Origin of the sequence: Streptomyces sp. NPDC088915, assembly GCF_044749825.1 — a bacterium.
Lineage (GTDB): Bacteria > Actinomycetota > Actinomycetes > Streptomycetales > Streptomycetaceae > Streptomyces.
The window spans coordinates 174,055-199,213 of sequence record NZ_JBIVIR010000015.1; the positions used below are offsets into that span (position 1 = coordinate 174,055).

Annotated in this window: 20 protein-coding genes; 4 read left to right on the forward strand and 16 right to left on the reverse strand. The window is 73.8% G+C overall.

The annotated features are described in order from the left end of the window. Window positions 1–10: 10 nt before the first annotated feature. Complete coding sequence (locus ACIP5O_RS26165) at window positions 11–475, forward strand: ATP-binding protein (RefSeq protein ID WP_401297212.1); 465 nt, start codon at window positions 11–13, stop codon at window positions 473–475. Window positions 476–515: 40 nt separating this feature from the next. Here ACIP5O_RS26165 and ACIP5O_RS26170 read toward each other — a convergent pair whose 3' ends face one another. The 15 genes from ACIP5O_RS26170 to ACIP5O_RS26240 form a co-directional block, all read right to left on the reverse strand. Beyond that, window positions 516–878: an STAS domain-containing protein gene (locus ACIP5O_RS26170; protein WP_401297214.1), complete on the reverse strand. Its 363-nt coding sequence runs from the start codon at window positions 876–878 to the stop codon at window positions 516–518. 179 nt (window positions 879–1,057) lie between these two features. Beyond that, window positions 1,058–2,485: an alkaline phosphatase family protein gene (locus ACIP5O_RS26175; protein WP_401297215.1), complete on the reverse strand. Its 1,428-nt coding sequence runs from the start codon at window positions 2,483–2,485 to the stop codon at window positions 1,058–1,060. Next, window positions 2,482–3,654 carry a metabolite traffic protein EboE gene (gene eboE, locus ACIP5O_RS26180; RefSeq protein WP_401297217.1) on the reverse strand — a complete coding sequence of 391 codons (1,173 nt, stop codon included), beginning with the start codon at window positions 3,652–3,654 and terminating at the stop codon, window positions 2,482–2,484. The genes ACIP5O_RS26175 and eboE overlap by 4 nt, the downstream gene beginning before the upstream one ends. Window positions 3,655–3,663: 9 nt before the next feature. Beyond that, entirely contained in the window at window positions 3,664–4,512 is an 849-nt protein-coding gene (locus ACIP5O_RS26185) for a TatD family hydrolase (protein WP_401297219.1), read from the reverse strand. A 60-nt stretch (window positions 4,513–4,572) separates the two neighbouring features. Beyond that, a complete protein-coding gene (locus ACIP5O_RS26190) occupies window positions 4,573–5,208 on the reverse strand; it encodes an EboA domain-containing protein (RefSeq protein WP_401297221.1) in 636 nt (211 codons plus the stop codon). Next, window positions 5,205–6,110 (reverse strand): sugar phosphate isomerase/epimerase family protein, encoded by a 906-nt coding sequence (locus tag ACIP5O_RS26195; RefSeq protein ID WP_401297223.1) that lies wholly within the window; start codon window positions 6,108–6,110, stop codon window positions 5,205–5,207. Before ACIP5O_RS26195 ends, ACIP5O_RS26190 begins: the two co-directional genes overlap by 4 nt. Beyond that, window positions 6,107–7,156 (reverse strand): SCO3242 family prenyltransferase, encoded by a 1,050-nt coding sequence (locus ACIP5O_RS26200; protein ID WP_401297225.1) that lies wholly within the window; start codon window positions 7,154–7,156, stop codon window positions 6,107–6,109. The genes ACIP5O_RS26195 and ACIP5O_RS26200 overlap by 4 nt, the downstream gene beginning before the upstream one ends. Beyond that, window positions 7,153–8,301 carry an inositol-3-phosphate synthase gene (locus ACIP5O_RS26205; RefSeq protein ID WP_401297227.1) on the reverse strand — a complete coding sequence of 383 codons (1,149 nt, stop codon included), beginning with the start codon at window positions 8,299–8,301 and terminating at the stop codon, window positions 7,153–7,155. Before ACIP5O_RS26205 ends, ACIP5O_RS26200 begins: the two co-directional genes overlap by 4 nt. Window positions 8,302–8,428: 127 nt before the next feature. Next, a complete protein-coding gene (locus ACIP5O_RS26210) occupies window positions 8,429–9,478 on the reverse strand; it encodes a sugar phosphate isomerase/epimerase family protein (protein WP_401297229.1) in 1,050 nt (349 codons plus the stop codon). A 12-nt stretch (window positions 9,479–9,490) separates the two neighbouring features. Beyond that, window positions 9,491–10,750 carry a Gfo/Idh/MocA family protein gene (locus ACIP5O_RS26215; RefSeq protein ID WP_401297231.1) on the reverse strand — a complete coding sequence of 420 codons (1,260 nt, stop codon included), beginning with the start codon at window positions 10,748–10,750 and terminating at the stop codon, window positions 9,491–9,493. A gap of 136 nt (window positions 10,751–10,886) precedes the next feature. Then, window positions 10,887–11,924, reverse strand: coding sequence for a substrate-binding domain-containing protein (locus ACIP5O_RS26220; protein WP_401297232.1), 1,038 nt, complete (start codon window positions 11,922–11,924; stop codon window positions 10,887–10,889). Window positions 11,925–11,965: 41 nt separating this feature from the next. Beyond that, complete coding sequence (locus ACIP5O_RS26225) at window positions 11,966–12,997, reverse strand: ABC transporter permease (protein WP_401297234.1); 1,032 nt, start codon at window positions 12,995–12,997, stop codon at window positions 11,966–11,968. Continuing rightward, window positions 12,994–14,517 carry a sugar ABC transporter ATP-binding protein gene (locus ACIP5O_RS26230; RefSeq protein WP_401297235.1) on the reverse strand — a complete coding sequence of 508 codons (1,524 nt, stop codon included), beginning with the start codon at window positions 14,515–14,517 and terminating at the stop codon, window positions 12,994–12,996. Before ACIP5O_RS26230 ends, ACIP5O_RS26225 begins: the two co-directional genes overlap by 4 nt. A 487-nt stretch (window positions 14,518–15,004) precedes the next feature. After that, window positions 15,005–16,186, reverse strand: coding sequence for an ROK family protein (locus ACIP5O_RS26235; protein ID WP_401297376.1), 1,182 nt, complete (start codon window positions 16,184–16,186; stop codon window positions 15,005–15,007). Between the two features lie 205 nt (window positions 16,187–16,391). Beyond that, complete coding sequence (locus ACIP5O_RS26240; RefSeq protein ID WP_401297237.1) at window positions 16,392–18,722, reverse strand: ricin-type beta-trefoil lectin domain protein; 2,331 nt, start codon at window positions 18,720–18,722, stop codon at window positions 16,392–16,394. Between the two features lie 594 nt (window positions 18,723–19,316). On the opposite strand from ACIP5O_RS26240, the gene ACIP5O_RS26245 reads away from it, so the two are divergent. The 3 genes from ACIP5O_RS26245 (at window position 19,317) to ACIP5O_RS26255 (ending at window position 24,702) form a co-directional block, all read left to right on the forward strand. Then, the gene (locus tag ACIP5O_RS26245) at window positions 19,317–22,181 is read left to right on the forward strand and encodes a PQQ-dependent sugar dehydrogenase (RefSeq protein ID WP_401297239.1); all 2,865 of its coding nucleotides are present in this window, start codon (window positions 19,317–19,319) and stop codon (window positions 22,179–22,181) included. A 51-nt stretch (window positions 22,182–22,232) separates the two neighbouring features. Beyond that, window positions 22,233–23,996, forward strand: coding sequence for a ThuA domain-containing protein (locus tag ACIP5O_RS26250; protein WP_401297241.1), 1,764 nt, complete (start codon window positions 22,233–22,235; stop codon window positions 23,994–23,996). Between the two features lie 205 nt (window positions 23,997–24,201). After that, window positions 24,202–24,702: a cupin domain-containing protein gene (locus tag ACIP5O_RS26255; protein WP_401297243.1), complete on the forward strand. Its 501-nt coding sequence runs from the start codon at window positions 24,202–24,204 to the stop codon at window positions 24,700–24,702. 7 nt (window positions 24,703–24,709) lie between these two features. Here ACIP5O_RS26255 and ACIP5O_RS26260 read toward each other — a convergent pair whose 3' ends face one another. Beyond that, window positions 24,710–25,105 carry a winged helix-turn-helix transcriptional regulator gene (locus ACIP5O_RS26260; protein WP_401297245.1) on the reverse strand — a complete coding sequence of 132 codons (396 nt, stop codon included), beginning with the start codon at window positions 25,103–25,105 and terminating at the stop codon, window positions 24,710–24,712. Between the last annotated feature and the right edge of the window lie 54 nt (window positions 25,106–25,159).

Sequence of the window (25,159 nt, forward strand, 5' to 3'; positions counted from 1 at the left end):
GACGGACACAGTGGAAACCCATGCCGAAGGCCGTGACGGGAGCCGGGTCGTACCGGACGGACTGCTGATGTGCGCCGGTTACGGACTCGACAGGGACGGCAGTTGCATCGCGGACGCCCGCCGCCGTGCCTCCGTCTTCCTGGAGGAGGCGCGCACCGAGCACCGCGTGCCGGTCTCCGAGCGCGCGAGGGACCTGACCGAGCTGGTGGTCAGCGAACTGGTCACCAACGCCTACAAGTACGCCCCCGGCATGGTCCTGGTGGAGGTGCGCGTCACCCCCGGCAGCGTCGACGTCGTGGTGTGGGACAGCGACCCGGCCGTCCCCACGATCGGGGCCGCCGATCCGGGCCGGATCGGCCACCACGGGGTGGAGATCATCGAGGCCGTCACCCAGGACCTGTTCGTCGAGCGGGGGACGGCCGGCAAGTGCGTCACGGCCCGCGTCCCCCTGGCCGACGGCGTCGGCGCGGTGTAGGAGGAGGGCCCCCGTCCCTCCTCCCGGGGAGGGACGGGGATCAGGCGTTCAGCGCCTGCCGGGTGGTGGGGTGGCAGGGGATGAAGGTGTCGACGCCGACGAGGGTCAGGACCCGCAGGACGGCCTCGTTGGCGGCGGCGATGTGCAGCCGGCCGCCGGCGGCGTCGATCTGCCGGTGGGCGGTGATGAAGACGTTGATGCCGCTGGAGTCCATGAAGCTCACGCCCCCGAGGTCCGCCACGACCCGCGTCACCGCCGCGTCCCCGGGCAGCAGGGCTTCGCCGAGGACGTCCCTGGAGGTGTGGTCGATCTCGCCCCGCAGGCTGACGATCCGCACGCCGTCGACGGTGTGGTGCGTGACGGACAGCCTGCCGGGGCTGGCGGTGTAGTCGTGGTCGCTCATGGTCTCCTCATCGGCACGTGAACCCGTCCCGGGCCGGGACGGGCGGGGACGGCCCCGTCCCCGCACCATCATGCCGGGCCCGCCCGCCCGGCGGTACCGGGCGGCGGTGCGGTGCGCGACCTCCCCGCGCGGGGAGGTGCGGGCGACCTCCCCGTACGGCCGGCTCCCCGCGCCCCGGCTCAGCGCGGCGACGGAACGTCCGGGCCCGTCTCCACCCCGGCCAGGCGCAGGAGCAGTGCCTTCACGTCGGTGGCCTCGACCCGGCCGTCCACGGCGCCGGGGACGGAGCACACCAGGAGCGGACCCTCCTCCTCGCGCGCGGGGAGGAGACCGTGGCTGCCGCGGAGGGGGGAGGGGTCGAGGGGGACGACCGCGAGCCGGTAGCGCATGCCGAGCTTCTTCCGGGCGACCTCCCGGGCCGTCCTGATCCTCACGTACGGGTCGAACGGGTCCATGAGGAGTTCGGCGGGGTCGTAGCCGGGCTTGCGGTGGATCTCGACGAGCCGCGCGAAGTCGGGGGCGCGGGCGTCGTCGAGCCAGTAGTAGTACGTGAACCAGGCGTCGGGCTCGGCGAGGGCGACCAGCTCCCCCGAGCGCGGGTGGTCGAGGCCGTACTCCTTCTTGCCCTCGTCGTCGAGGAGCCGCGCGAGCCCGGGGAGGTCCGCGAGCGCCTCCCGGACCGCCGGGAGGTCGGCGGGGCGCCGGACGTAGACGTGGGCGACTTGGTGGTCGGCCACGGCGAAGGCCCGGGAGGTCATGGGGTCCAGGTACTCCATGCCGTCCTGGGTGTGGACCTCCAGGAGACCGGCCCGGCGCAGGGCGCGGTTGACGTCGACGGGCCGCTCCACCCGGGTGATGCCGTACTCGGAGAGGGCCACGACCGTGCGGCCCTCCGAGCGGGCGTCCGCGAGCAGCGGGCCGAGGACGGCGTCGAGCTCGGCGGCGGCCCGGTGGGACCGCGGGTCGTCGGGGCCGTAGCGCTGGAGGTCGTAGTCGAGGTGCGGCAGGTAGCAGAGGGTCAGGTCGGGACGGCGGGTGCGCATGACGTGCCGGGTGGCCTCGGCGATCCACCGGCTGGAGGTGAGGTCGGCCCCCGGACCCCAGAAGCGGAAGAGGGGGAAGGTGCCGAACCTCTCGGTGAGCTCGTCGTGCAGGGCCGGCGGGCGGGTGTAGCAGTCGGGTTCCTTGCGGCCGTCGGCGTAGTAGACGGGGCGGGGCGTGACGACGACGTCGGTGTCGGCGCCCATGGCGTACCACCAGCAGATGTTGGCGACGGTGTAGCCGGGGTGGACCCGGCGGGCGGCGTCCCAGATCCGGTCGCCCGAGACGAGGCCGTTGTGCTGGCGCCACAGCAGGACCTCGCCGAGGTCCCGGAAGTACCAGCCGTTGCCGACGACGCCGTGCTCCGACGGGAGGGTGCCGGTCAGGAAGGTCGTCTGGGCGGTGCAGGTGACGGCCGGCAGGACGGTGGCGAGCGGCGCCCGGGAACCGGCGGCGGCGAGCGCCCTCAGGTGCGGCATGTGCTCCAGGAGCCGCGGGGTGAGGCCGACGACGTCCAGGACGAGGAGCGGAGTGGGACGCGGGGGGACGGCGGTCGTGTCGGTCATGGCAGTTCCTTGAGGCCGAGGTCGGTCAGGAGGTCGCGTGCCAGGGAGAGTTCGGCGGCGATGCCGTCGGCGAGCCGGGCGCGGGTGACGGGCCGCAGCTCGGGCGGCAGCGCCTGCCAGGTGTACGTCTCCACCTCCAGGTGGCGGGTACGGGGGACGGGGCCGCCCACGAGCAGGGCCAGGGCGTCCTCGACCACCGGAAGCGTGGAGGCCAGCGGCGGCGCGGGCCGCGCGTGCAGGGGGACGTGGAAGTGGGAGCGCCAAGGACCGGTGCGCGGGAGGGTCCCTTCCGCGAGGGCCTCGTCGAGGTCGTCGGTGCCGCGCAGCCCGCCGGCCGTGACGGTGCGGGTCTGGTGGAGGAAGCGGGGCTCGGCGAAGGCGGCCAGCGCCTCGCGCACGGCGGGCAGGTGCGGGCGGTCGGCGTGCAGGGCGGCGGAGAGCTGGGCCTTGGGGACGGTGACGCCCGCCGCGTCCAGGGCGGCCAGAGCCCCGGCCGGGTCCTCGAAGGAGGTCGCGAGGTGGCAGGTGTCGACGCAGACGCCGACGCGGTGCGGCGCGCCGACGGCGGTGAGGGGGCCGATGGCGTCTGCGGTGGTCTCGACGGCGCAGCCGGGCTCGGGTTCGAGGGCCACCCGGATCGACTTGCCCGTCAGCTCCTCCAGGACGTCGAGGCGTTCGGCGAGGACCGCGAGCGCCTCCCGCGCGGCGGAGCTCCCGGACGGACCGAACCCCCGGCGCCACGCGAGCGGCAGGGTGGAGATCGTCCCCTCGCCGACGTCGGCGGGCAGCAGGACGGCGAGGAGCCGGGCGAGGTCGGTCGTGTACGCCAGGCGCTCGGGCTCGGTCCAGTCCGGCCGGTACACCCGGTGCTTGACCTCGTCCCCGCCGAAGCCCTCGTACGGGAAGCCGTTGAGGGTGACGACCTCCAGGCCGCGGCGGTCCAGCTCGGTCCGCAGGCCGCGCAGCGCCGCCGGGTCGTCCGTCAGGGTGCGGGACGCCGCCCTCGCCAGCCACAGGCCGATGCCGAGCCGGTCGCGCCCCAGCCGCCGGCGGACCGGCTCGCAGTGGTCGCGGAGCTGGGCGAGGACGCCGTCGAGGGTCTCGGCGGGGTGGACGTTGGTGCAGTAGGACAGATGGACGACGGACCCGTCGGGGTGGCGGAAGCGCATCGGGCCCCCTCACTCCCCGCCGCGGAGCACGGAGTTCCCCTCGTGCAGCCCCCGTGGCACCGGGACGTCGAGCCGGAGGCGGCCGCCGATCCCGTAGAAGGCGACCGGATTGCGCCACAGCACCCGGTCGACGTCGTCCTCGCCGAACCCGGCGGCGAGCATCGCCTCGCCGACCCGGCGGGTCTTCAGCGGATCGCTCTTCCCCCAGTCCGCCGCCGAGTTGACCAGGACCTTCTCGGTGCCGTGGGCCTTCAGGACCGCGACCGTCCGGTCCTCGTCCATCTTGGTGTCCGGATAGACGGAGAAGCCGAGCCAGCAGCCGCTCTCCCGGGCCTCCCGGACCGTCGTCTCGTTGAGGTGGTCGAGCAGGACGCGTTCGGGAGGGAGGGCGGACTCGCGCACCACGTCGATCGTGCGGCGCAGCCCGGCGAGCTTGTCCCGGTGGGGCGTGTGGACCAGCGCCGGAAGGCCGTGGTCGGCGGCGAGCTGGAGCTGCGCGGCCAGGGCGGTGTCCTCGGCGGGCGTCATCGAGTCGTAGCCGATCTCGCCGACGGCGACGACGCCGTCCTTGGCGAGGTAGCGGGGCAGGAGGTCGAGCACGGGGACGCAGCGGGGATCGTTGGCCTCCTTGGGGTTGAGCGCCAGGGCGCAGTGGTGGGCGATGCCGTACTGGGCGGCCCGGTGGGGCTCCCAGCCCAGGAGGGCGTCGAAGTAGTCGAGGAAGCTCGCCGGGGAGGTCCGCGGCTGGCCGAGCCAGAAGGACGGTTCGACGAGGGCGCGGACGCCGGCGGCGCCCATGGCCTCGTAGTCGTCGGTGGTGCGGGAGGTCATGTGGACGTGCGGGTCGAAGATGCGCATCGGGACTCCTCGGGCTGCGGGGGGCTGGGGCCTGTCCGGCACGATCGACGGGACACCCCCCTAGGGACGCGCCTCGGCCGTCAGGGCGAGGACGCGGCGCAGGTCGTGGGGGACGTCGCGGCCGGCGGCGGTGCGCTCGGCGGCGTGGTCGGCGAGCATGCGGGCGAGCACGGCGTCGCCGCGGGCGCGGTGCCGCAGCCCCGCGACCGCGTCGACGGGGACTCCGGTGAAGAGGCACTTGAGGACGGCGTGCCGCCAGGCCGGCCGGTCGAGGTGGGCGGCCGCGTAGGGGCCGACGGCCGCGGCGACGAGCGTGGTGTCGTGGGTGCGCAGCGCGTCGGCGACGAGGGGGAGCGCCTCGGGGCCGCCGACCAGGTGGGGCAGGGCGTGGAGCACGGCGCGGCGCTCGGCGGCGCTGCCCCGGTGGTAGAGGAGGGCGAGGGTCTCCGGGCCGGGGCGGGCCGCGGTGAGGAGCAGGACCCGGACGGCGTCGGCGTGCTCGTGGCCGCAGTGACGGCCCGCGGCGGCGAAGCGCGGCTCCCAGACGGGGTCGGTGTCGGCAGAGGCGGTGTCCGGGGCCGTACGGGCGGCTTCGGCCAGCGCGTCGTCCAGCCACGCGCGGGCGGTGGCGGTGAGGCGCGCGTCGAGGGCTGCGCGCGAGACGGCCGGGGCGCCGGGGGAGGGGGTGGTGGTCACGCGGTCGGGTCTCCTTCCGGGGTCGGGGATCCTTCCGGGGTCCGGGAGCGGAGGAAGGCGAGGGAGGCGCGGGCAAGTTCGGGGCCCGCGTGGGAGTGGCGCGGAAGCTCGACCACGGTGAGCCCCCGGTAGCCGGTGGCGGCGAGGGCGTCGAGGACCGGCGGGAAGTCGATCTCGCCGTCCCCGAACGGCAGGTGCTCGTGGACGCCGCGCCGCATGTCCTCGATCTGGACGTGGCGCAGCCAGGGCGCGGCGGCGCGGACGCAGGCCGCGGGCGGCAGCGGTTCCAGGCACTGGCAGTGGCCGATGTCGAGGGTGAGGCCGAGGGGCGCGGGGTCCCCCGTGGCGGCCCGCAGGCGGTGGAAGTCGTCGAGCGTGGCGAGGAGGTGGCCCGGCTCGGGTTCGATCGCCAGGGGGACCCCCGCGGCCCCGGCGGCCTCGACGACCGGCCCGAGCGCTTCCGCGAGGCGCTTCCAGGCCGTGTCCGGGTCGGTGCCGGGCGGAGCGGCGCCGCTGAAGCAGTGCACGGCGTGGGCGCCGAGGTCCGCGGCGACGCGCACCGCGGTGACGAGCAGCCGGACGCGGACGGCACGGTCGTCCGGGTCGGGGTCGAGCAGGGAGGGGCCGTGTTTGCGGCCCGGGTCGAGGACGTAGCGGGCGCCGGTCTCGACGGTGACGGCGAGGCCGAGCGCACCGAGCCGGCGCGCCACGCGCGCGGTGCGGGCGGCCAGGCCGGGGGCGAGGGGGTCGAGGTGCATGTGGTCGAGGGTGAGCCCGACGCCGTCGTAGCCGAGGTCGGCGAGGAGCGCGAGGGCGTCGTCGAGCCGGAGGTCGGTCAGCCCGTTGGTCCCGTATCCGTAGCGGAGGGGGGCCGGGACGGGGGCCGTGGGGAGTCCGTTCACGTGGGGCTGACCTTTCGCGCGAGACGGCGGGCCGAGGGGACGAGGCCCAGGAGGGCGAGACCGCCGACGGGCGCCCCGGAGCGGGCCATGAGGGCGGCCTGCAGGGGGACCATCGCCCGGATGCCGCCCCCCACGGCGTGCCGGGTGAGGTGCGGGGACGGGTTCAGGGCCGCGTGGAGGAGGGGGCGGGCGGCGGTGCGGACGTAGACGGCGGCCAGGACCGGGGCGACGCGCTCGGCCGTGGAACGGCCCGGGAGACGGCGCGGTGCGGCCGGCGGCCTCCCCCGCGCGCCGGAACGGTACGGCGCCGGGCGGGGCGAGGCGGTGAGGGCGCCGAGGACCGCGGCGGCGGCGAGCGCGCCCAGGGGCGCGGTCGTGGAACCGCCGTGGACCTCGTGCCGGGACACCGCGGTGACGGCGTAGGTGTGCGCGGCGAGCACCGCTGCCGAGGGGAGGGCGGGCAGCGGGAAGACGGTGGGCGACGGGACGGCCTGATGGCGGAGCCCTGCCCCTCCCCGGGCGGCCGACACCGTGGCCGTGGCGCCGAGGAGGAGGTCGAGGCCGCGGGCCGCGCCCATGACGGCCGGACCGGCGGCCGTGTGCTTGAGACGCAGGTCGTACGCCCAGACCGTCGCGGCCAGGACCGTGGCGACCGCCAGAGGGGGCCGCCCCGCGCGGGCCGCGAGGATGAGACCGGCGGCGGTGAGCGCACCGGCCGCGCCCAGGGCCGCCCCGGGGCTCACCCGGCCGGAGGGGACGGGGCGGTGGGGGCGCTCGGCGGCGTCCTCGTACCGGTCCGCCCAGTCGTTGAGCGCCATGCCCGCCTCGTAGAGGCACAGCGAGGAGCCGACGGCCCAGGCGGTGCCCCTGCCGGGCCGCGTCCCCGCGGCCGCGGCCCCGGCGAGGGCGTCGCCGGGAACGCTGGGCAGGGCCGAGACGCGCAGCAGCTCGCTCCACGCCCGCAGCCCCTCCCGGGCGGACGCGCCCCCGCGCGGGGAGGCGCCCGCGTCCGAGGGGGTGGGCCGGAGGAACGGGGGGCGGATCATCCGGCTTCCCGGAGCCGGTCGGCGAAGGAGAGGAGCGCGCCGAACTGCTCGGACAGGCCCGCCGGGCCGCCGTCGGGATCCTTGAAGTAGAAGCCGAGTTCGGGGCGGGGCCCGGCGAGGCCCGCCTCGTGGGCTCGGGCGACGAGCCGCGCCAGGTCCAGGACCAGGGGAGCGGCGAGCGCCGAGTCGCACCCCTGCCAGATCGTCTGGAGGACCGTCTGGGAGCCGAGGAAGCCGTCGAAGGCGACGTGGTCCCAGGCGGTCTTCCACTCGCCGAGCGCGGGGACGTCGTCGATGTGGACGCCGCCCTCGACGCCGGGGCCGAGCGTCTCGGCGAGGACGCGTTCCTTCCCGGCGTTCTTGGCCGCGGCCGCCGCCGGATCGGCCAGGGCCGCCCCGTCCCCGCCCCCCAGCAGGTTGGTGCCGGACCACGCCCGCACGGTCAGGGCCCGCTGGACGAACATCGGGGCGAGGACGGACCGCAGGAGCGTCTGGCCGGTCTTGCCGTCGCGGCCCGCGTGGGGGAGGCCGCTCGCCTCGGCGGCGGCCGCGAGCGCGGGGGCGCGCAGTCCGGTCGAGGGCGTGAAGTTGACGTACGGGCAGCCGGCGCGCAGTGCGGCGGCGGCGTACAGGGAGCTGGGCGGCAGGCGCGTGGCGTCCGGCTCCGGCAGCGGCTCGGTGGAGGAGACGTTGACGACGACGACCCGCGCCGGCGCGTGACGCGCGCGGAAGGCGGTCAGGTCGTCGGCGAAACCGGCGATCAGCTCCTCGTCGGTGCGGGCGTCCCCAGGGAGCGGGCCGCCCGGCCGTATCTCCCTGTCGGCCGCGGCCAGTTCGGCGTGGACGGCCCGGGCGAGACCGACGGGCAGCACACCGGCCCCGGTGAGGTCCTCGGCGCGTTTCGGCAGGGGACAGTCGGCGACGTCGTGACCGCCGAAGACCAGCGAGGCCAGCGGAGGCAGCCCCGCCCCCGCGAACGGCGGCGTCTCGGTGACCATGCCGGTCGGCGGGTACAGCCCCGCGGCGACGGCCGCGCACCCGGCGACGGCGGTGGTCGCCACCGATCCGCGCGCCCCCACGAACCAGACCCCGGTGCGCGCCCCCGGTTCGCGGGCCCCTCTCCTCCTCGCGTTCCCGTGCTGCACTGGCTGCCTCCCCGTCGCGTTCCCGTGGCGCACTGACTGCCTCCCTGCCGTGTCGGTGGTGCGGGTGTCGGTGTGGGTGGGGAAGACGGCGGGCGGGGGGTACGACGCCTCCCCGCCCGCCGCCGGCTCATGGGCGGCCCCTCCGTGCGGGCGCGTCCCTGGGGGGTGTCTCGTCGATCGGGCCGGAGAAGGCGGCGTCGAAGGAGGCGGCCGGGGGGTCGAAGTCGTACCGCCTGAGGAAGGAGAGCGCCTCGGGGGCGCCGGTGAGCCGGTCCATGCCCGCGTCCTCCCACTCCACGGAGACCGGTCCGGCGTAGCCGATCGAGCGGAGCATCCGGAAGACGTCCTCCCAGGGGACGTCGCCGTGCCCGGCGGAGACGAAGTCCCAGCCGCGCCGGGGATCGCCCCAGGGAAGGTGGGAGCCGAGCCGCCCGTTGCGCCCGTCGAGCCGCTTGCGGGCCTCCTTGCAGTCCACGTGGTAGATCCGGTCGCGGAAGTCCCACAGGAAGCCGACCGGGTCGAGGTCCTGCCACACGAAGTGGCTCGGGTCGAAGTTCAGGCCGAAGGCGGGACGCCGGCCGATCGCCTCCAGGGCCCGCTGGGTGGTCCAGTAGTCGTAGGCGATCTCGCTGGGATGCACCTCGTGGGCGAATCGCACGCCCTCGGCGTCGAAGACGTCGAGGATCGGGTTCCAGCGCTCCGCGAAGTCCTCGAAGCCGCGCTCGACCATGCGCTCGGGGACCGGCGGGAACATCGCCACCAGGTGCCAGATGGAGGAGCCGGTGAAGCCGACGACGGTGTCGACGCCGAGCGCCGCCGCGGCCCGCGCGGTGTCCGCGAGCTCGCGGGCCGCCCGCCGCCGCACCCCTTCGGCGTCGCCGTCGCCCCAGATCCGGGCGGGCACGATCGCCCGGTGGCGCTCGTCGATGGGGTCGTCGCAGACGGCCTGCCCCACCAGGTGGTTGGAGACCGCCCAGCACTTCAGGCCGTACGCGTCGAGCAGCTCGCGCCTGCCCTTGACGTACGCGGGGTCGGCGAGGGCCCGGTCCACCTCGAAGTGGTCGCCCCAGCAGGCGAGTTCGAGGCCGTCGTAGCCGAAGTCGCGGGCGAGCCGGCAGACCTCCTCCAGGGGCAGGTCGGCCCACTGGCCGGTGAAGAGCGTGAAGGGTCGTGGCACGGTCCGGGCCTCCTAGCGGGACACGCGGGATGCGGGCGATGCGGGTGATGAGGGCGATGCGGGAGATGCGGGAGATGCGGGGAGGGGGAGTACGGGGGTGTAGACGGCGGCGTTCCGGGCGCTCTCCTCCACCGCGGCCAGGACCCGCTGGACCTGGAGGCCGTCGGCGAAGGAGGGCGCGGGGGCGGTGCCGGTCGCGACGGCGTGGACCAGGTCGCGGGCCTGGTGGGCGAAGGTGTGCTCGTAGCCGAGCGTGTGGCCGGGCGGCCACCAGCCCTCCAGGTAGGGGTGGCCGGGCTCGGTGACGAGGATGCGGCGGAAGCCGGCCGTGACGGCGGGCTCGGTGTGGTCGTGGAAGGACAGTTCGTTGAGCCGCTCCAGGTCGAAGGCGAGGGAGCCGTGCTCCCCGTCGATCTCCAGGCGCAGCGCGTTCTTGCGGCCGGGCGCCATCCGGCTCGCCTCGAACGTCGCGAGCGCCCCGGAGGCGAGCCGCCCGGTGAAGACGGCCGCGTCGTCGACCGTGACGGCCCCGTGCCCCGGGCCGCCGGACGCGCGAAGCCCGGCCGACGCCCCGGCGAGGAGGGGACGCTCCCTGACGAACGTCTCCAGCTGCGCCGAGACGCCGACCAGCGGCTCTCCCGCCAGGTACTGGGCGAGGTCCACGATGTGCGCCCCCAGGTCCCCGAGCGCCCCCGACCCGGCGCGCTCGCGCTCCAGGCGCCAGGTCAGCGGGAAGCCGGGGTCGACGAGCCAGTCCTGGAGGTACGTGACGCGCACGTGCCGCAGGGCGCCGAGCCGGCCCTCCGCGACGAGCCGGCGGGCGTGCGCGAGCGCCGGAACCCGGCGGTAGTTGAAGCCGACCATCGCGATCTGACCGCGTTCCGCCGCCCGGTCGGCCGCCGCCGCCATCTCCTCGGCCTCGGCCACCGAGTTGGCGAGCGGCTTCTCGCACAGCACGTGCTTGCCGGCCTCCAGGGCGGCGACGGCGATCTCCGCGTGGCTGTCGCCCGGGGTGCAGACGTCGACGAGCTGCACGTCGTCGCGGGCGATCAGGGCGCGCCAGTCCGTCTCGGCGGCCGCCCACCCGTGCCTCCCGGCCGCCGCGCGCACGGCCCCGGGGTCCCGGCCGGCCACCGCGGCGAGCACCGGCCGCAGCGGCAGGTCGAAGACGCGGCCGACCGTGCGCCAGCCCTGGGAGTGGGCGGCGCCCATGAAGGCGTAACCGATCAGGCCGATGCCGAGCGTCGGCGGGACCCTCTCGCTCTGTTCCATTGGTGTCCTCTCGCAGGCACCGGCCACGGCCGGTGGAGACGTCGGTTCCGCGGCGCGCCGGAAACGGGGCCCCGCCCGGACGGGAGCGAAGGGCCGACGGACCGCCGGGGATCCGCCCGGGCGGCGCCCGTGCCGGTCAGTTGAAGCCGGTGGGCAGGTACTCGTCGACGTTCTCCTTGGTGACGACGGCCGAGTAGAGGGTGATCGAGGCGGGGATCTCCAGCTCGGACATGCCGCCGATGCCCTTCTTCTGGCCGAGGGCACGGGCCAGGTCGATCGCGGAGGCGGCCATGGTCGGCGGGTAGAGGACGGTGGCCTTGAGGACGCCCGCGTCGGCCTTGATGGCGTCCATGGCGGACTTGGCCCCGGCGCCGCCGACCATGAGGAAGTCCTTGCGGCCGGCCTGGGCGATGGCGCGCAGCGCCCCGACCCCCTGGTCGTCGTCGTGGTTCCAGAGGGCGTCGAACTTCTGCTGGGCCTGGAGCAGCTGGGCCATCTTGGCCTGGCCGGACTCGACGGTGAAGTCGGCGGCCTGGCGGGCGACCTTGCGGATGTTGGGATAGTTCTTCAGGGCGTCGTCGAAGCCCTGGGTGCGCTGCTTGGTGAGCTCCAGGCTGTCCATGCCGGCGAGTTCGACGACGGTGGCGTTCGGCTTGTCCTTGAGCTTCTCGCCGATGAAGCGGCCGGCGTTGAGGCCCATGCCGTAGTTGTCGCCGCCGATCCAGCAGCGGTAGGCCTGCGGGGAGGCGAAGACCCGGTCGAGGTTGACGACGGGGATGCCCGCCCGCATGGCCTGGAGGCCGACCTGGGTGAGGGCCTTGCCGTCGGCGGGGAGGACGACGAGGACGTCGACCTTCTTGTTGATGAGGGTCTGGACCTGGCCGATCTGGGCGGCGGTGTCGTTGGAGCCCTCGGTGATCTCCAGGGTGACGTCGGAGTACGTCGCGGCGCGCCGCTTGGCGTTCTCGTTGATGGCGTTGAGCCAGCCGTGGTCGGCCTGCGGGCCGGCGAAGCCGATGGTGACGGGGGCGCCGGGCTTGTCGCCGGCGGCGGGGGCGGCGCTCCCGGCGGGGACCTGCTCCTTGGGCTCGTTGCTGGTACAGGCGGTGAGCAGGGCTCCGGCGGAGACGGCGGCGCCGCCGAGGAGGAGGTGTCTGCGGCTGGTTTCGGGCATGGCGGTGGATCCCTTCGGGCGGGGCGGGGGGTGCCGGAGCGTCAGGAGTCGTGGACGGCGCGGCGCTGGACGAGGACGGCAACGACGATGATCGCGCCCTTGGCGATCTGCTGGACCGCGCTCTCCAGGTTGTTGAGGGCGAAGATGTTGGTGATCGTGGTGAAGACGAGGACGCCGAGGACGGAGCCGACGATGGTGCCCCGGCCGCCGCTGAGGAGGGTGCCGCCGATGATGGCGGCGGCGATGGCGTCGAGCTCGTACAGGTTGCCGTTGGTGTTCTGGCCGGAACCGGCGAGCACGATCAGGAGGAAGGCCGCGACGCCGCAGCACAGTCCGGAGAGCAGGTAGAGCTGGAGGCGCTGGCGGCGCACGTCGATGCCGGCGAGCCGGGCGGCCTCCGCGTTGCCGCCCACGGCCACCGTCCGGCGGCCGAAGGTGGTGCGGTCGAACAGGAACCAGCCCGCGAGGGTGACGGCCGCGAAGACCAGGACCAGCGGGGGGATCCCGAGGACGTAGGCGTCCTTGACGCCCAGGTCGAGCACGGACTCGACGGTCACCATCTGGGTCCTGCCCTCGGTGATCTGGAGGGCGAGGCCGCGGGCGGAGGCGAACATCGCGAGGGTGGCGATGAAGGGCACCATCCCGCCGTACGCGACGAGGAGGCCGTTCACCAGGCCGCAGCCGAGGCCGACGACCACCGCCGTGAAGAGGATGCCGGCGAAGCCGAACTCCTGGGTCGCCACCGTCGTGGCCCAGACGGACGCCAGGGCCACGATCGCCCCGACCGACAGGTCGATGCCGCCGCCGGTGATGACGAAGGTCATCCCGACGGTGACGACGCCGATGACCGAGGCCTGGGTCAGGACGAGTTGCAGATTGCTCGCGGCCAGGAACTCGTCGGGCCGGGTGAGGCCGCCGACGACCACCAGGGCGGCCAGGACGCCGAGCAGGGACAGGTTGCGCACGTCCGGGCGCAGGCCCAGGGGCCGGCGCGCGGCGGTCTTCCCGCCCGGCGGGGGAGCGAGGGGTGTGACCGGCGCGTCGTGTCCCGCCGGAGTGGTCGACTGCGTCATGCCGTCGGGCTTCCTTCCATCACGAGGTCGAGTACGCGGTGCTCGTCGAGCTCCCGGGCGTCCGCGGTGTGGACGACGTCCCCTTCGCGCAGGACCAGGACGCGGTCGGCGAGGCCGAGGACCTCGGGCAGTTCGCTGGAGACGAGGAGGACGGCGAGGCCCTCGTCGGCGAGCCGCCGCACGACCGCGTACAGCTCGGCGCGGGCACCGACGTCGACCCCCCGGGTCGGCTCGTCGAGGAGCAGGACCTTGCAGCCGCGCAGGAGCCAGCGGGCGAGCACCGCCTTCTGCTGGTTGCCGCCGGACAGGGTCCGGATCCGGGCGTCGGGGTCGTCGGGCCGCAGGGACAGGTCGCGGGTGACCCGCCGGGCGGCCTCCCGTTCCCGCCGCCGGTCGAGCCGGCCGGCGCGGGAGAAGCGGGAGAGGGTGGAGAGGGTGACGTTGCGGGTGACGGACTCCATCGGCAGCAGCGCCTGCGCCTTGCGCTCCTCGGGGGCGAGGCCGATCCCGGCGCGGACGGCCGCGGGGACGCTGCCCGGCCGCAGCGGGACCCCCTCGACGAGGACGCGCCCACCGGTCGGCCTGCGCGCGCCGTAGACCGTCTCCAGGATCTCGGAGCGTCCCGAGCCGACGAGCCCGGCGAGCCCGACGATCTCGCCGGGGCGGAGCTCCAGGTCGAGCGGGGCGAACTCCCCCTTCCGGGCGAGGCGTTCGACGCGCAGGACGGGTTCGGCCGCGGAGGGATCCGGTCGCCGGGGGCGCTCGGGGAAGACGTACGCGACGCTGCGGCCGGTCATCAGCGTGACGACCTCGTCGGTCGAGGTGGTCTTCGCGGGCAGCCCGCCCGCGACGGTCCGGCCGTCCTTGATGACGGTGACCCGGTCGCCGATCCGGCGGATCTCCTCCAGGCGGTGGGAGATGTACACGACGGCGACCCCGGCGGCGGTCAGGTCGCCGACCGTCCGGAACAGGTTGTCGACCTCCTCCGGGTCGAGGGCGGCGGACGGCTCGTCCATGACGATGAGGCGGACGTCGTGGGAGAGCGCGCGGGCCATGGAGACGATCTGCCGCTGGGCGGCGGAGAGTTCGCCGGCCGGGCGCGCGGGGTCGATCTCGCCGTGCCCGAGACGCTCCAGCAACCGCGCGGCGGCGGTGCGGGCGGCACGGGCGCGGACGACGAAGCCCGCGGAGGTGGGCTCGTGGCCGAGGAAGACGTTCTCGGCGACGGACAGACCCTCGACCAGGTCGAGCTCCTGGTAGATGGTGGCGATGCCGAGGCGCATGGCCGCGATCGGGGAGCCCGGCGCCACCTCCCGTCCGCACCAGGTGACGGTGCCCTCGTCCGGCCGGTGGGCGCCGGCGAGCACCTTGATCAGGGTGGACTTGCCGGCACCGTTCTGGCCGAGGACGCAGTGGACCTCTCCGGCCCGGACCTCCAGGTCGACGCCGTCGAGGGCGCGGACTCCGGGAAACGACTTCGTGATGCCGGACATGGTGAGCAGGGGCGGTTCTGGTGCCATGACGATTCCTCGGCTGGTGCGGGCCGTGAGCGGACAGGGCGGACGCGAGAACGGGGGCGTGGCCGGGTGCTCCGGCGGCGGTGCGGCGCCGCGGCTTCGCGCGGGCGGCACGGCCCCGGAGACGGGGGACGTACGGGCGTACGGGGTACGGGTGGTGCGAGCGGTACGGGACGTGCGTGCGGCAGGTCGTACGGGTGTCCCCGGTGCGCGGCACCTCGCGGCGCTCACGCACGGGAGGCCGCGCGGTGCTCACGTACGGGGCACCGCGCGGTGCTCACGTGCTGGGCACCTCACGGCGCCGGTGTACTGGGCGCCTCGCGGTACCGGTGTGCTGGGCATCTGGCGATGCCGACGTGCTGGGCCTCGCGCGGTGCCGGTGTGTTCGGCATCCGGCGGTGCCGGTGTACTGGGCGCCTCGCGGCACCGACGTGCTGGGCACCTCGCGGTGCCGGTGTGCGTGGCACCTCGCGGTGCCCGCCGGCCCGGATCAGGCCGGCGAGAACAGGTGGTCGCTGATGAGCCGGGCCGCGCCGGTCACGCCGGCGGTCGAGCCGAGCTCGCCCAGGACGATGGGCAGGTTCCTGGTCGCGAGGGGGAGGGAGCGCCGGTACACCTGGGTCCGCACGCTCGCGAGGAGCGTGTGCCCGAGTCCCGTCACCCCGCCTCCGATCACGACCATCCCCGGGTTGAAGAAGCTCACGAGCCCGGCGACGACCTGGCCGACCCGGTCACCGCCCGCCCGGATCAGGTCCAGGGCCGTGGCGTCCCCCGCCGCGGCGGCCGCGGAGACGTCCGCCGCGGTCAGCGCGCCGGCGGTCTCGAGCCGGGCGGCGAGGGCGACCGAGCGTCCCTCGCGCGCCGCGTCCTCGGCGTCGCGGGCGAGCGCGGCGCCGCCGAAGTGGGCCTCCAGGCATCCCCGGTTGCCGCAGCCGCAGGCCCGGCCCTCCGGATCGACCTGGATGTGCCCGATGTCGCCGGCGCTGCCCGTCGTGCCGCGGTGGACCTCTCCGCCGACGACGATGCCGCAGCCGATGCCGGTGCCGATCTTGACGTACAGGAAGTCGTTCACGGACCGGGCGACGCCCGCGTGCTGCTCGCCCATGGCCATCAGGTTGGCGTCGTTGTCGACCATCACCGGGCACCCCAGGTCCTGGCTGAGCGCCTCCCGGACGGGGAACCCGTCCCAGCCGGGCATGATCGGCGGGGCCACCGGGACGCCCTCGGGGAAGCGGACGGGGCCCGGCACGCCGATGCCCGCGCCGTCGAGTCCGTCCGTGAGCCCCGACGCCTTGAGCTTCCCGACCATCGACAGGACCTGCTCGAAGACCGCGACGGGGCCCTCGCGCACGTCCATGGAGTGGTTGAGGTGTCCCAGGACCTCCAGCTCGGCGTTGGTCACCGCGACGTCGATCGAGGTCGCGCCGATGTCGACGCCGAGGAAGCGGAGGCCGGGCGCGAGCCGGATGTTGTGCGAGCGGCGTCCGCCCCGGGAGGCGGCGAGCCCGTCCGCGACGACGAGGCCGGTCTCCAGGAGCCGGTCCACCTCGACCGCGAGCTTGGAGCGGGAGAGGTCGACCTGATCGCCGAGCTGGGCCCGCGAGTTGGGGCCTCCGTCGCGCAACAGCCGGAGCAGGCGGGCCTGATGGGCGTTCGCGGGCCGGGCCGTCATGCGTCGCATGTCCCTCCTCTCCTCTTCCGTGCCTCGTCCGTGCTTCGCTTTCGAGGGGAACGTAGCAGCGCTTCACCCGGAGGGGAAGAACTTGCGCACAGTTCCGCTTCGACTTCTTCCACACGCAGGACAAAGGGGGAGCGCGTGCGGGCCGCACACCACGGCGCACGGCCCGCACGCGTTCCCGTCGTTACGTCAACTCACCTCAGGGAAGGGCCCACTTCTGGGCGCTCGTCCCGTTGCACGTCCACAGCTGGACCTTCGTGCCGTCCGCCGTGGCGCCGCCCGCGACGTCCAGGCACTTGGCGGACTGCGGGTTGCGCAGACTGCCGTCGGCCTGCGCCTGCCAGGTCTGGGCGCCCGATCCGTTGCAGGTCCACAGCTGCACCTTCGTGCCGTCCGCCGAGCCGCCGTTGGAGACGTCCAGGCACTTGCCGAGCACCTTCAGCGCGCCGTCCCCGGCCACGGTCCACTGCTGGGCGGCGGTGCTGTTGCACCCCCAGACCTGGATCTTCGTGCCGTCCGCGGTCTGGGAGTCGTCGACGTCCAGGCACTTGTTGCCGAGGCCCCGCACCTCTCCCGTGGGCACCCCGCCGGGGATCCGGTTGAGCGTGTACCAGGCCTCGGTGCTCCACAGGGACTCGCCGGTGGACGAGCTGAAGGGGCGCGGCGAGCGGACGTGCACCACCCGGTCGGCCTTGAGGCCGGGGATGGCCAGGGTGACGGTTTTGCGGTCGGCGGAGAGGGTGGCCGACTCCGCGGTGAGCGTCTCCTCTCCGATCTTCGGGCCGCCGTAGTCGGCGGTCGGCGCGTACCGCCACTGCTTGATCCTGTAGCGCTTGGCCAGGTCGGTGGCCGTCTGCGTCGACAGCGGCTGGGTGTACTCCAGGGCGAAGCCGCCCGGCACGGCGCGCATGGCGCGGATGTCGAAGGTGTTGGCGCCGTTCGGTGTCAGCTTCTGCAGGCCGAAGGCGAGCTTGCCCTCCTGGCCCCAGTTGCCGCCCGCGCCGAGCCCGCCCGCGTACAGCGCGCCGTCCGGACCGACGCTGATCCGGGTCACGCCCGCCTCCAGGCCCTGGGTGAGCCGGAAGACCGCGCCCTGGTACTCGCCGCCGACCTTCTCCAGGAAACCGCGCTGCACGCCGCCGTACGTCACGTCGCCGAACAGCATCTGGCCGGCGAACGGGCCGACGGTCAACTGCAGCGGCGTGCTGGGCGAGTTGGCTATCTCGTTCTGCGGCAGCCAGAGCACCGGTTTGGTCACCGGCCGGGAGTCGAAGGGGCCGGCCGGGTTCATGTAGTGGTTGAAGAACCGGTCCTGCTTGATGTGCACCAGCTTCGACGAGGGCAGCCAGCCGCCCTGGTTGTCGGTGGCGAAGATGCCGCCCTCGGGGCCCCAGCCGATGCCGTTCGGGGTGCGCAGGCCTCCGGCCACGTACGAGACCTCGCCGGTCTGCCGGTTCACCTTGATCGTGGTCCCGCGGTTCGGCGCCGGCTGCGGGTTCGTGGTCGCCCCGCCGTAGTTGATGGAGACCGACAGGTTCAGGTAGAAGAACCCGTCCTTGTGGAGGAGGCCGAAGGCGAACTCGTGGAAGTTGCCGCCGAAGGGCCAGGTCGCGACCCGCCGGTACTGGTCGGTGACCTCGTCCCCGTCGGTGTCGTTCAGCTCGGTCAGCTCGTGCTTCTGGGAGACGTAGAGCTTGCCGTCGACGTACGCGATGCCCATGGGCTCCTTCAGGCCCGAGGCCACCTTCTTCACCGTCACCTTGTCCGGGCCGGTGTTCCCCGTGACGTTGCCGAGCAGGTAGACCTCGCCCGTGGTGTTGTTGCTGCCGCCCCAGGTGGTCACGGCCAACCGGCCGTCGGGCAGCCAGTCCATCGCGGAGACCTGCGGCTCGAAGCCCTTGGGCCGCAGGCCGGTGAGGGTGTAGTTCGGGTGGACGCCGGTGAGCGGCAGACCGTCGCCGGGCGTGTCCGCGATGCCCTCGCACTCCTTGCGGCCCGGCGCGGTCACGCGGACGACGTCGGCGTCCGTGCTCAGGGCCGAGTTCGGCACGACGGCGAAGCCGGTGGCGCCCGGCGGCTTCCAGGACAGCGTGATCTGCTGGCCGCCGTCGCGCTCGAAGTGCTCGATGCGCAGCGCGTGGGCGCCCGCCGTCAGGTTCACGGTCGCGTCCTTGGGGTCCGGACCGTGCAGGCCGTCGTGGTCGATCACCACCTGGTCGTCGATCAGGAGGCGGGAGCCGTCGTCGCTGGCGAGGCGGAGGGTGTGGCTGCCCGCCTGCGGGACGACGAGGTTGCCGACGACGTGGGTGACGAAGTGGGTCTCCAGGCCGAAGTCGGCGGACGTGGACCAGTCGACGATCGGCATCAGCTTGTCGATGTTGGGGGTCTGCCCCGGCTTCAGCACGCAGAGGTTGTTCAGCGGGACCTGCACGTCGAAGACGCGGAGCGTGACCCCGGGCGTCTGCGGGGGGAGCGCCGCGGCGGAGCGGCCCGTGAGGGTGGTGCCGGCCGCGACGGCACGGCCCTTCACCCGGACGGGCCTGTTGGCCGCGTCGGCGGAATCGCGCGCGGAATCCGGGAGGGCCGGAGAGGTCGGGGAAGGGGGAGAGGTCGGGGAAGGGGGAGAGGTCGGGGAGGGAGGAGAGGCCGGAGAGGCCGGGGAGACCGACAGGACGGCGGTCAGGAACGAGGCGATGAGCGTTCCGGCCAGACGTCCGGCCGGTCGGTGGGGGTACAGCCGTGGATGCACGTGACCTCCTGACGGCCCTTCAGGACATGAAGGACTCGATCGGGCAAGTGAGGGATCCACCGCTGCCGGGACGCGTCGTCGGCCCGGACACGGAGGTGCTGCGGGCGGAACGGGACCGGGTCCGCGTCACCGCGTCGGACACAGTAGGGACTTCTCCCGGCGCCGTCCACGCTTTGTCTCCACCGTGAATAAAGTGGCGAAAACTCGCGCGCACCGGGTTACGGACTTCGACAAAGCCCGCTAACTTCCTTGAAATGAACCGGTCATGAGCTGCGGACCGGTCCCTACGGCGTGACGGCGCACGCCCGTAGCCCTCCCTCGGCAGCACGCTGAGGCCACCACCACCCCCACTTCCGTCGGGAGACCTCTGTGCGCATGAGAACGCCCGGGCGCGGACGCGCCCGCTTCTTGCTGACCGCCGTGGCCTGCACCCTCGGCTGTCTCCTGCCGGTGTCCCCGGCCACCTCCGCGCCCGCGCACCGGGACCACGGCACCGCGACCGAGGCCGCGGCCACAGCCGCGGCCGCCCCGGAGTTCCAACAGGTCACGCTGGCCAAGGGCGTGGCCGAGACCGGCGAGCCCATGACCCTGGCCGTACTCCCGGACCGCTCGGTCCTGCACACCTCCCGCGACGGCACGCTCCGGCGCACCGACGCCGCGGGCACCACCACCGTGGCCGGCAGACTCGACGTCTACAGCCACGACGAGGAGGGCCTGCAGGGCGTCGCGGCGGACCCCGGCTTCTCGTCCAACCGGCAGATCTACCTCTACTACGCCCCCAAGCTGACCACTCCGGCCGGTGACGCCCCCGCGGACGGCACGGCCGCCGACTTCACCCCGTACGACGGGGTCAACCGCCTTTCCCGGTTCGTCCTGAGGACCGACGGCACCCTCGACCTCGGCAGCGAGAAGAAGATCCTGGACGTCCCCGCCTCCCGCGGCCTGTGCTGCCACGTCGGCGGCGACATCGACTTCGACGCGGCCGGCAACCTCTACCTGTCGACCGGCGACGACAGCAACCCCTTCGCCTCGGACGGCTTCACCCCGATCGACGAGCGGGCCGGCCGCAACCCCGCCTACGACGCCCAGCGCTCGGCCGGCAACACCAACGACCTGCGCGGCAAGGTCCTGCGGATCAAGGTGAACGCCGATGGCTCCTACACGATCCCCGGCGGCAACCTCTTCGCGCCCGGCACGGCGAGGACCCGCCCCGAGATCTACGCGATGGGCTTCCGCAACCCCTTCCGGATGAGCGTCGACAAGGCCACCGGCACCGTCTACCTGGGCGACTACGGCCCCGACTCCGGCACCGCGTCCCCCGACCGGGGACCGGAGGGACAGGTCGAGTTCAACCGCATCACCAAGGCGGGCAACTTCGGCTGGCCCTACTGCACGGGCAAGAACGACGCCTACACGGACTACGACTTCGCCACCGGCACCTCGGGAGCGATCTTCACCTGCGCGGCCCCGAAGAACACCTCCCCGCGCAACACCGGCCTCACCGACCTGCCGCCCGCCCAGCCCGCCTGGATCCCCTACAACGGCGGCTCCGTCCCCGAGTTCGGCGGCGGCTCCGAATCGCCCATGGCCGGCCCCGTCTACCGCTACGACGCCGCCTCGACCTCCGACGTGAGGTTCCCCCAGGAGTACGACGGCGACTTCTTCGCCGGCGAGTTCGGCCGTCGCTGGATCAAGCGGATCGAGGCCGCCGGGGACGGCACCGTGCAGTCGATCAACCCCTTCCCCTGGACCGGCACCCAGGTGATGGACTCGGCCTTCGGACCGGACGGCGCCCTGTACGTCCTCGACTACGGCACCGGGTACTTCAACGGCGACGAGAACTCCGCCCTCTACCGGATCGAACACGTCACGGGCGGCCGCGCCCCGATCGCCCAGGCCCGCGCGAACACCACCTCCGGCAAGGCGCCGCTCACCGTCTCCTTCTCGTCGTCCGGCAGCTCCGACCCCGACGGCGACGCCCTCTCCTACGCCTGGACCTTCGGCGACGGCTCCACCTCCACCGCCGCCAACCCCTCCCGCACCTACTCCGCCAACGGCCAGTACACGGCCACGCTCAAGGTCACCGACTCCACCGGCAGGTCGGCGACCGCCTCGGTCCTGATCACCGTCGGGAACACGGCCCCCACGGTCCGCCTCGACCTGCCCGCCGACGGAAGCGTCTACGACTTCGGCGCGGCGATCCCCTTCAAGGTGACGGTGACCGACCCCGAGGACGGCACGATCGACTGCTCCAGGGTGAAGGTCACCTTCATCGTCGGGCACGACAGCCACGGACACCCGCAGACCTCGGCCACCGGCTGCACGGGCACCCTGCGGACCCTCGCCGACGGGGAGCACGACCCCAACGCCAACATCTTCGGCGTCGTCGACGCCGAGTACACCGACAAGGGCGCGAACGGCCAGCCCGCGCTGACCGCGCACGACCAGCACGTCACCCAGCCCGGCCACCGCCAGGCCGAGCACTACGGCGAGTCCTCCGGGGTCGAGGTCGTCAGCCACGCCTCCGCACACGGCGGCAAGACCGTCGGCTACATCGAGAACGGCGACTGGATCGCCTTCCGGCCGTACGCCCTGGCGAACGCGGACCGGTTCACCGCCCGGATCTCCTCGGCGGGAACGGGCGGCACGATCGAGGTGCGCGCAGGCTCCCCGACCGGCACCCTGCTCGGCACGGTCGCCGCACCGGTCACCGGCGGCTGGGAGACCTTCCAGGACGTGACCACCGCGCTCGGCAACCGCCCGTCCGGCTCCACGACCCTGTACCTCGTCTTCAAGGGCGGCGCCGGTTCGCTGTTCGACGTGGACGAGTTCTCCTTCACGACCTCCGGCGGCGGCGCCCGCTCCGGCCCGGTGAAGGGCGTGAACGCCAAGTGCCTGGACGTCGACAACGCCGGCACCGCGGACGGTACGAGGATCCAGCTCTGGACCTGCAACGACAGCACCGCCCAGAACTGGACGCTCCCCGGCGACGGCACCCTGCGGGCCCTCGGCAAGTGCCTGGACGTCTCGGGCGGCGGCACGGCCGACGGGACGAGGATCCAGCTCTGGACCTGCAACGGCACCGCCGCCCAGAACTGGGCGGCCCAGGCCGACGGCACCGTCCGCAACCCGCAGTCCGGCAAGTGCCTGGACGCCTCGGGCGGCGTCTGGAACGACGGGACGGCCGTCCACCTGTGGACCTGCCACACCGGAACCAACCAGAAGTGGACCCTGCCGTAGCCCCGCGACATCCCAGCCCCGCAGACTCACAGACAAGGAGGCGACCGTTCCATGCGCACCCCTCTGAAAGCGGTCCTCGGCCTGCTGGCCGGTGCCGCGCTCTGCCTGACCCCCCAGGCGGCGGCCCAGGCCGCGCCGCCGGGACACTCCACGACCGCGACCGCCGAGGCCGCCGAGGCGCGCGCCGCCGCGGACCCGGCCTACAAGGTCCTCGTCTTCTCCAAGACGGCCGGCTTCCGGCACTCCTCGATCACCCCCGGCATCGCGGCCCTGCGCGCCCTGGGCACGGCGAACAACTTCACCGTCGACGCCACCGAGGACGCCCGGGCCTTCACGACCGGCAACCTCGGCCAGTACGAGGCGGTCGTCTTCCTGTCGACCACCGGCGACGTCCTGGACGCCGCCCAGCAGACCGCGTTCGAGCAGTACGTACGGGGCGGCGGCGGATACGTCGGCATCCACGCCGCCGCCGACACCGAGTACGACTGGCCCTTCTACGAAGGCCTGGCCGGGGCCCTCTTCCACTCCCACCCGGCCGTCCAGTCCGCCACCGTCAAGGTCGAGGACCGGGCGCACGACGCCACCGCCCACCTGGGCGCCACCTGGCAGCGCACCGACGAGTGGTACAACTACCGCGCCAATCCGCGCTCCACCGCCCACGTCCTGGCCTCCCTCGACGAGACCAGCTACGCGGGCGGGAACATGTCCGGCGACCACCCGATCGCCTGGTGCAAGGGGTACGAGGGGGGCCGGGCCTTCTACACCGGAGGCGGCCACACCGACGAGTCGTACGCCGACCCCGCCTTCCGCCGGCACCTCCTGGGCGGAATCCGCTGGGCCGCCGGCACGACCGAGGCCGACTGCCGCCCGGAGACCGGCTACACGTCCCTCTTCGACGGCTCGTCCACCACCGGCTGGAAGCAGGCCGGCCCGGGCGGATTCGCCCTCGCGGACGGCACGCTCACCTCCCAGGGCGGCATGGGCCTGCTGTGGCACTCCGCCAAGGAGTTCACCGGCGACTACTCCCTCAAGCTCGACTGGAAGGCCGCGGACGACGACAACTCCGGCGTCTTCCTCGGGTTCCCGGCCTCCGACGACCCGTGGACCGCGGTGAACAACGGCTACGAGATCCAGATCGACGCCACCGACGCGGCCGACCGCACCACCGGAGCCGTCTACGGCTTCAAGTCCGCCGACGTCGCCGCGCGCGACGCCGCGCTGAACCCGCCCGGCGAGTGGAACACGTACGAACTCCGGGTCACCGGCGAACGCCTGGAGATCTTCCTGAACGGCGCGAAGATCAACGACTTCACCAACACCGACCCGGCCCGGAGCCTGCGCCAGGGGCACATCGGCCTCCAGAACCACGGGACCGGCGACGACGTGTCCTTCCGCAACATCCGGATCAAGCAGAGCGGCGGACAGCCCGGCCCCCGCACCGGCGAGGTCAAGGGCGTCAACGGCAAGTGCCTGGACGTCGACAACTCCCTGACCGCGGACGGCACGAAGATCCAGCTGTGGACCTGCAACGGCACGGCCGCCCAGAAGTGGACGGTCGCGGCCGACGGCACGGTGAAGGCCCTCGGCAAGTGCCTGGACGTGTCGGGCGGCGGCAGCGCGGACGGTACGAAGGTGCAGCTGTGGACCTGCAACGGCACGGGCGCGCAGAAGTGGACGCCCCAGGCCGACGGCACGGTCCGCAACCCGCAGTCGGCCAAGTGCCTGGACGCCTCGGGCGGCGTGTGGAACGACGGGACGGCCGTCCACCTGTGGACCTGCCACACCGGAACCAACCAGAAGTGGACCCTGCCCTGACGGGAAGCGAGGTCCTGAGGTGATCGCGGCCCCCGGTGACGTGTGCCTCTCCCACGTCACCGGGGGCCGCGGCCCGCCGTACCGCCGCACGCGGGTGCGTGCGGCCTCGGCGCCGCCGGGAAACTTCGGGGAGCCGGTCACATCCGTGCGGCCCGGTCCGTCAGAGCGGTGGAGACGTTGACCACGCGACGACGGAGGAACCACCATGAACAGCTCCCCGACCGGCGGACGGCCGGTGCTCACCCGCCACACCGAGGCCGAGACCTGCGCCGACCCCAGCAGCGTGATGACGCTGCTCGCCGACTCGGACGAGACCCCCGGCGGGTTCACCGGCTACCGCTCCACCTTCGCCGAGGGCGCGGTGGGAGCGCCCGCCCACTTCCACACCAGGGCGACGGAGCTGTTCTTCGTGATCGGCGGGTCCCTCCGGGTCCTGGTGGGCGAGGAGGTCACCGTCCTGGAGGCGGGCGACTTCCTGGCCGTGCCGCCCGGCACCCCGCACGCCTTCGCCGCGGCGCCGGGCCGCGAGGCGGACGTGCTGTTCGTGTTCACGCCGGGCATGGGCCGGTTCGACTACCTGCGCCTGCTCGGCCGGGTGACGCGCGGCGAGGCGGACGCCGGGGAGATCGCCGCCTCCGCGGAGCGGTTCGACAACCACTACGTCGACAGCCCCGCCTGGCGGGCCGCCCTGGAAGCCTCGGCGTGACCGCGGCTCACTGCGCGGCGCCGCGTTCCCGTTCGGCGAAGCGGCGTCGCGCGGCCTCGATCTCACCCAGATGGCGGCGCGTCCAGACGCACATGCCGTTGACCGTGTCGCGCAGCGCCCCGCCCGCCTCGGTGAGGCGGTAGTCCACGCGGGGCGGAACCGTCGCGTACACGGTCCTGTGCACCACCCCGTCCCGTTCCAGCCCGCGCAGGGTCTGCGTGAGCATCTTGTGGCTGATGCCCTCCACCTCGCTCCTCAGCTCGGTGAACCGCAGCGTCCGCGACCCCAGGACGTCGATGATCAGCAGGGCCCATTCGTCAGCCACCCCCGAGAAGATCTCGCGTGCCAGGGAATCGGCGCGCGTCACGTCCCCGTCCCCGTCCCCGACCTGCTCGGTTTCCATCAGGTGCCCCTCTCACCGGAAAGTGCGTTCTCCCCTGTCGGAACAGACTCTCCT

Excerpts from the sequence above, each read along its gene's own strand:
- ACIP5O_RS26225 (WP_401297234.1), bottom strand. The coding sequence starts at position 12,997 with ATGACGCAGTCGACCACTCCGGCGGGACACGACGCGCCGGTCACACCC.
- ACIP5O_RS26260 (WP_401297245.1), bottom strand. The coding sequence starts at position 25,105 with ATGGAAACCGAGCAGGTCGGGGACGGGGACGGGGACGTGACGCGCGCC.
- ACIP5O_RS26230 (WP_401297235.1), bottom strand. The coding sequence starts at position 14,517 with ATGGCACCAGAACCGCCCCTGCTCACCATGTCCGGCATCACGAAGTCG.
- ACIP5O_RS26170 (WP_401297214.1), bottom strand. The coding sequence starts at position 878 with ATGAGCGACCACGACTACACCGCCAGCCCCGGCAGGCTGTCCGTCACG.
- ACIP5O_RS26200 (WP_401297225.1), bottom strand. The coding sequence starts at position 7,156 with ATGATCCGCCCCCCGTTCCTCCGGCCCACCCCCTCGGACGCGGGCGCC.
- ACIP5O_RS26185 (WP_401297219.1), bottom strand. The coding sequence starts at position 4,512 with ATGCGCATCTTCGACCCGCACGTCCACATGACCTCCCGCACCACCGAC.
- ACIP5O_RS26235 (WP_401297376.1), bottom strand. The coding sequence starts at position 16,186 with ATGACGGCCCGGCCCGCGAACGCCCATCAGGCCCGCCTGCTCCGGCTG.
- ACIP5O_RS26245 (WP_401297239.1), top strand. The coding sequence starts at position 19,317 with ATGAGAACGCCCGGGCGCGGACGCGCCCGCTTCTTGCTGACCGCCGTG.
- ACIP5O_RS26175 (WP_401297215.1), bottom strand. The coding sequence starts at position 2,485 with ATGACCGACACGACCGCCGTCCCCCCGCGTCCCACTCCGCTCCTCGTC.
- ACIP5O_RS26255 (WP_401297243.1), top strand. The coding sequence starts at position 24,202 with ATGAACAGCTCCCCGACCGGCGGACGGCCGGTGCTCACCCGCCACACC.
- ACIP5O_RS26215 (WP_401297231.1), bottom strand. The coding sequence starts at position 10,750 with ATGGAACAGAGCGAGAGGGTCCCGCCGACGCTCGGCATCGGCCTGATC.
- ACIP5O_RS26220 (WP_401297232.1), bottom strand. The coding sequence starts at position 11,924 with ATGCCCGAAACCAGCCGCAGACACCTCCTCCTCGGCGGCGCCGCCGTC.
- eboE (WP_401297217.1), bottom strand. The coding sequence starts at position 3,654 with ATGCGCTTCCGCCACCCCGACGGGTCCGTCGTCCATCTGTCCTACTGC.
- ACIP5O_RS26250 (WP_401297241.1), top strand. The coding sequence starts at position 22,233 with ATGCGCACCCCTCTGAAAGCGGTCCTCGGCCTGCTGGCCGGTGCCGCG.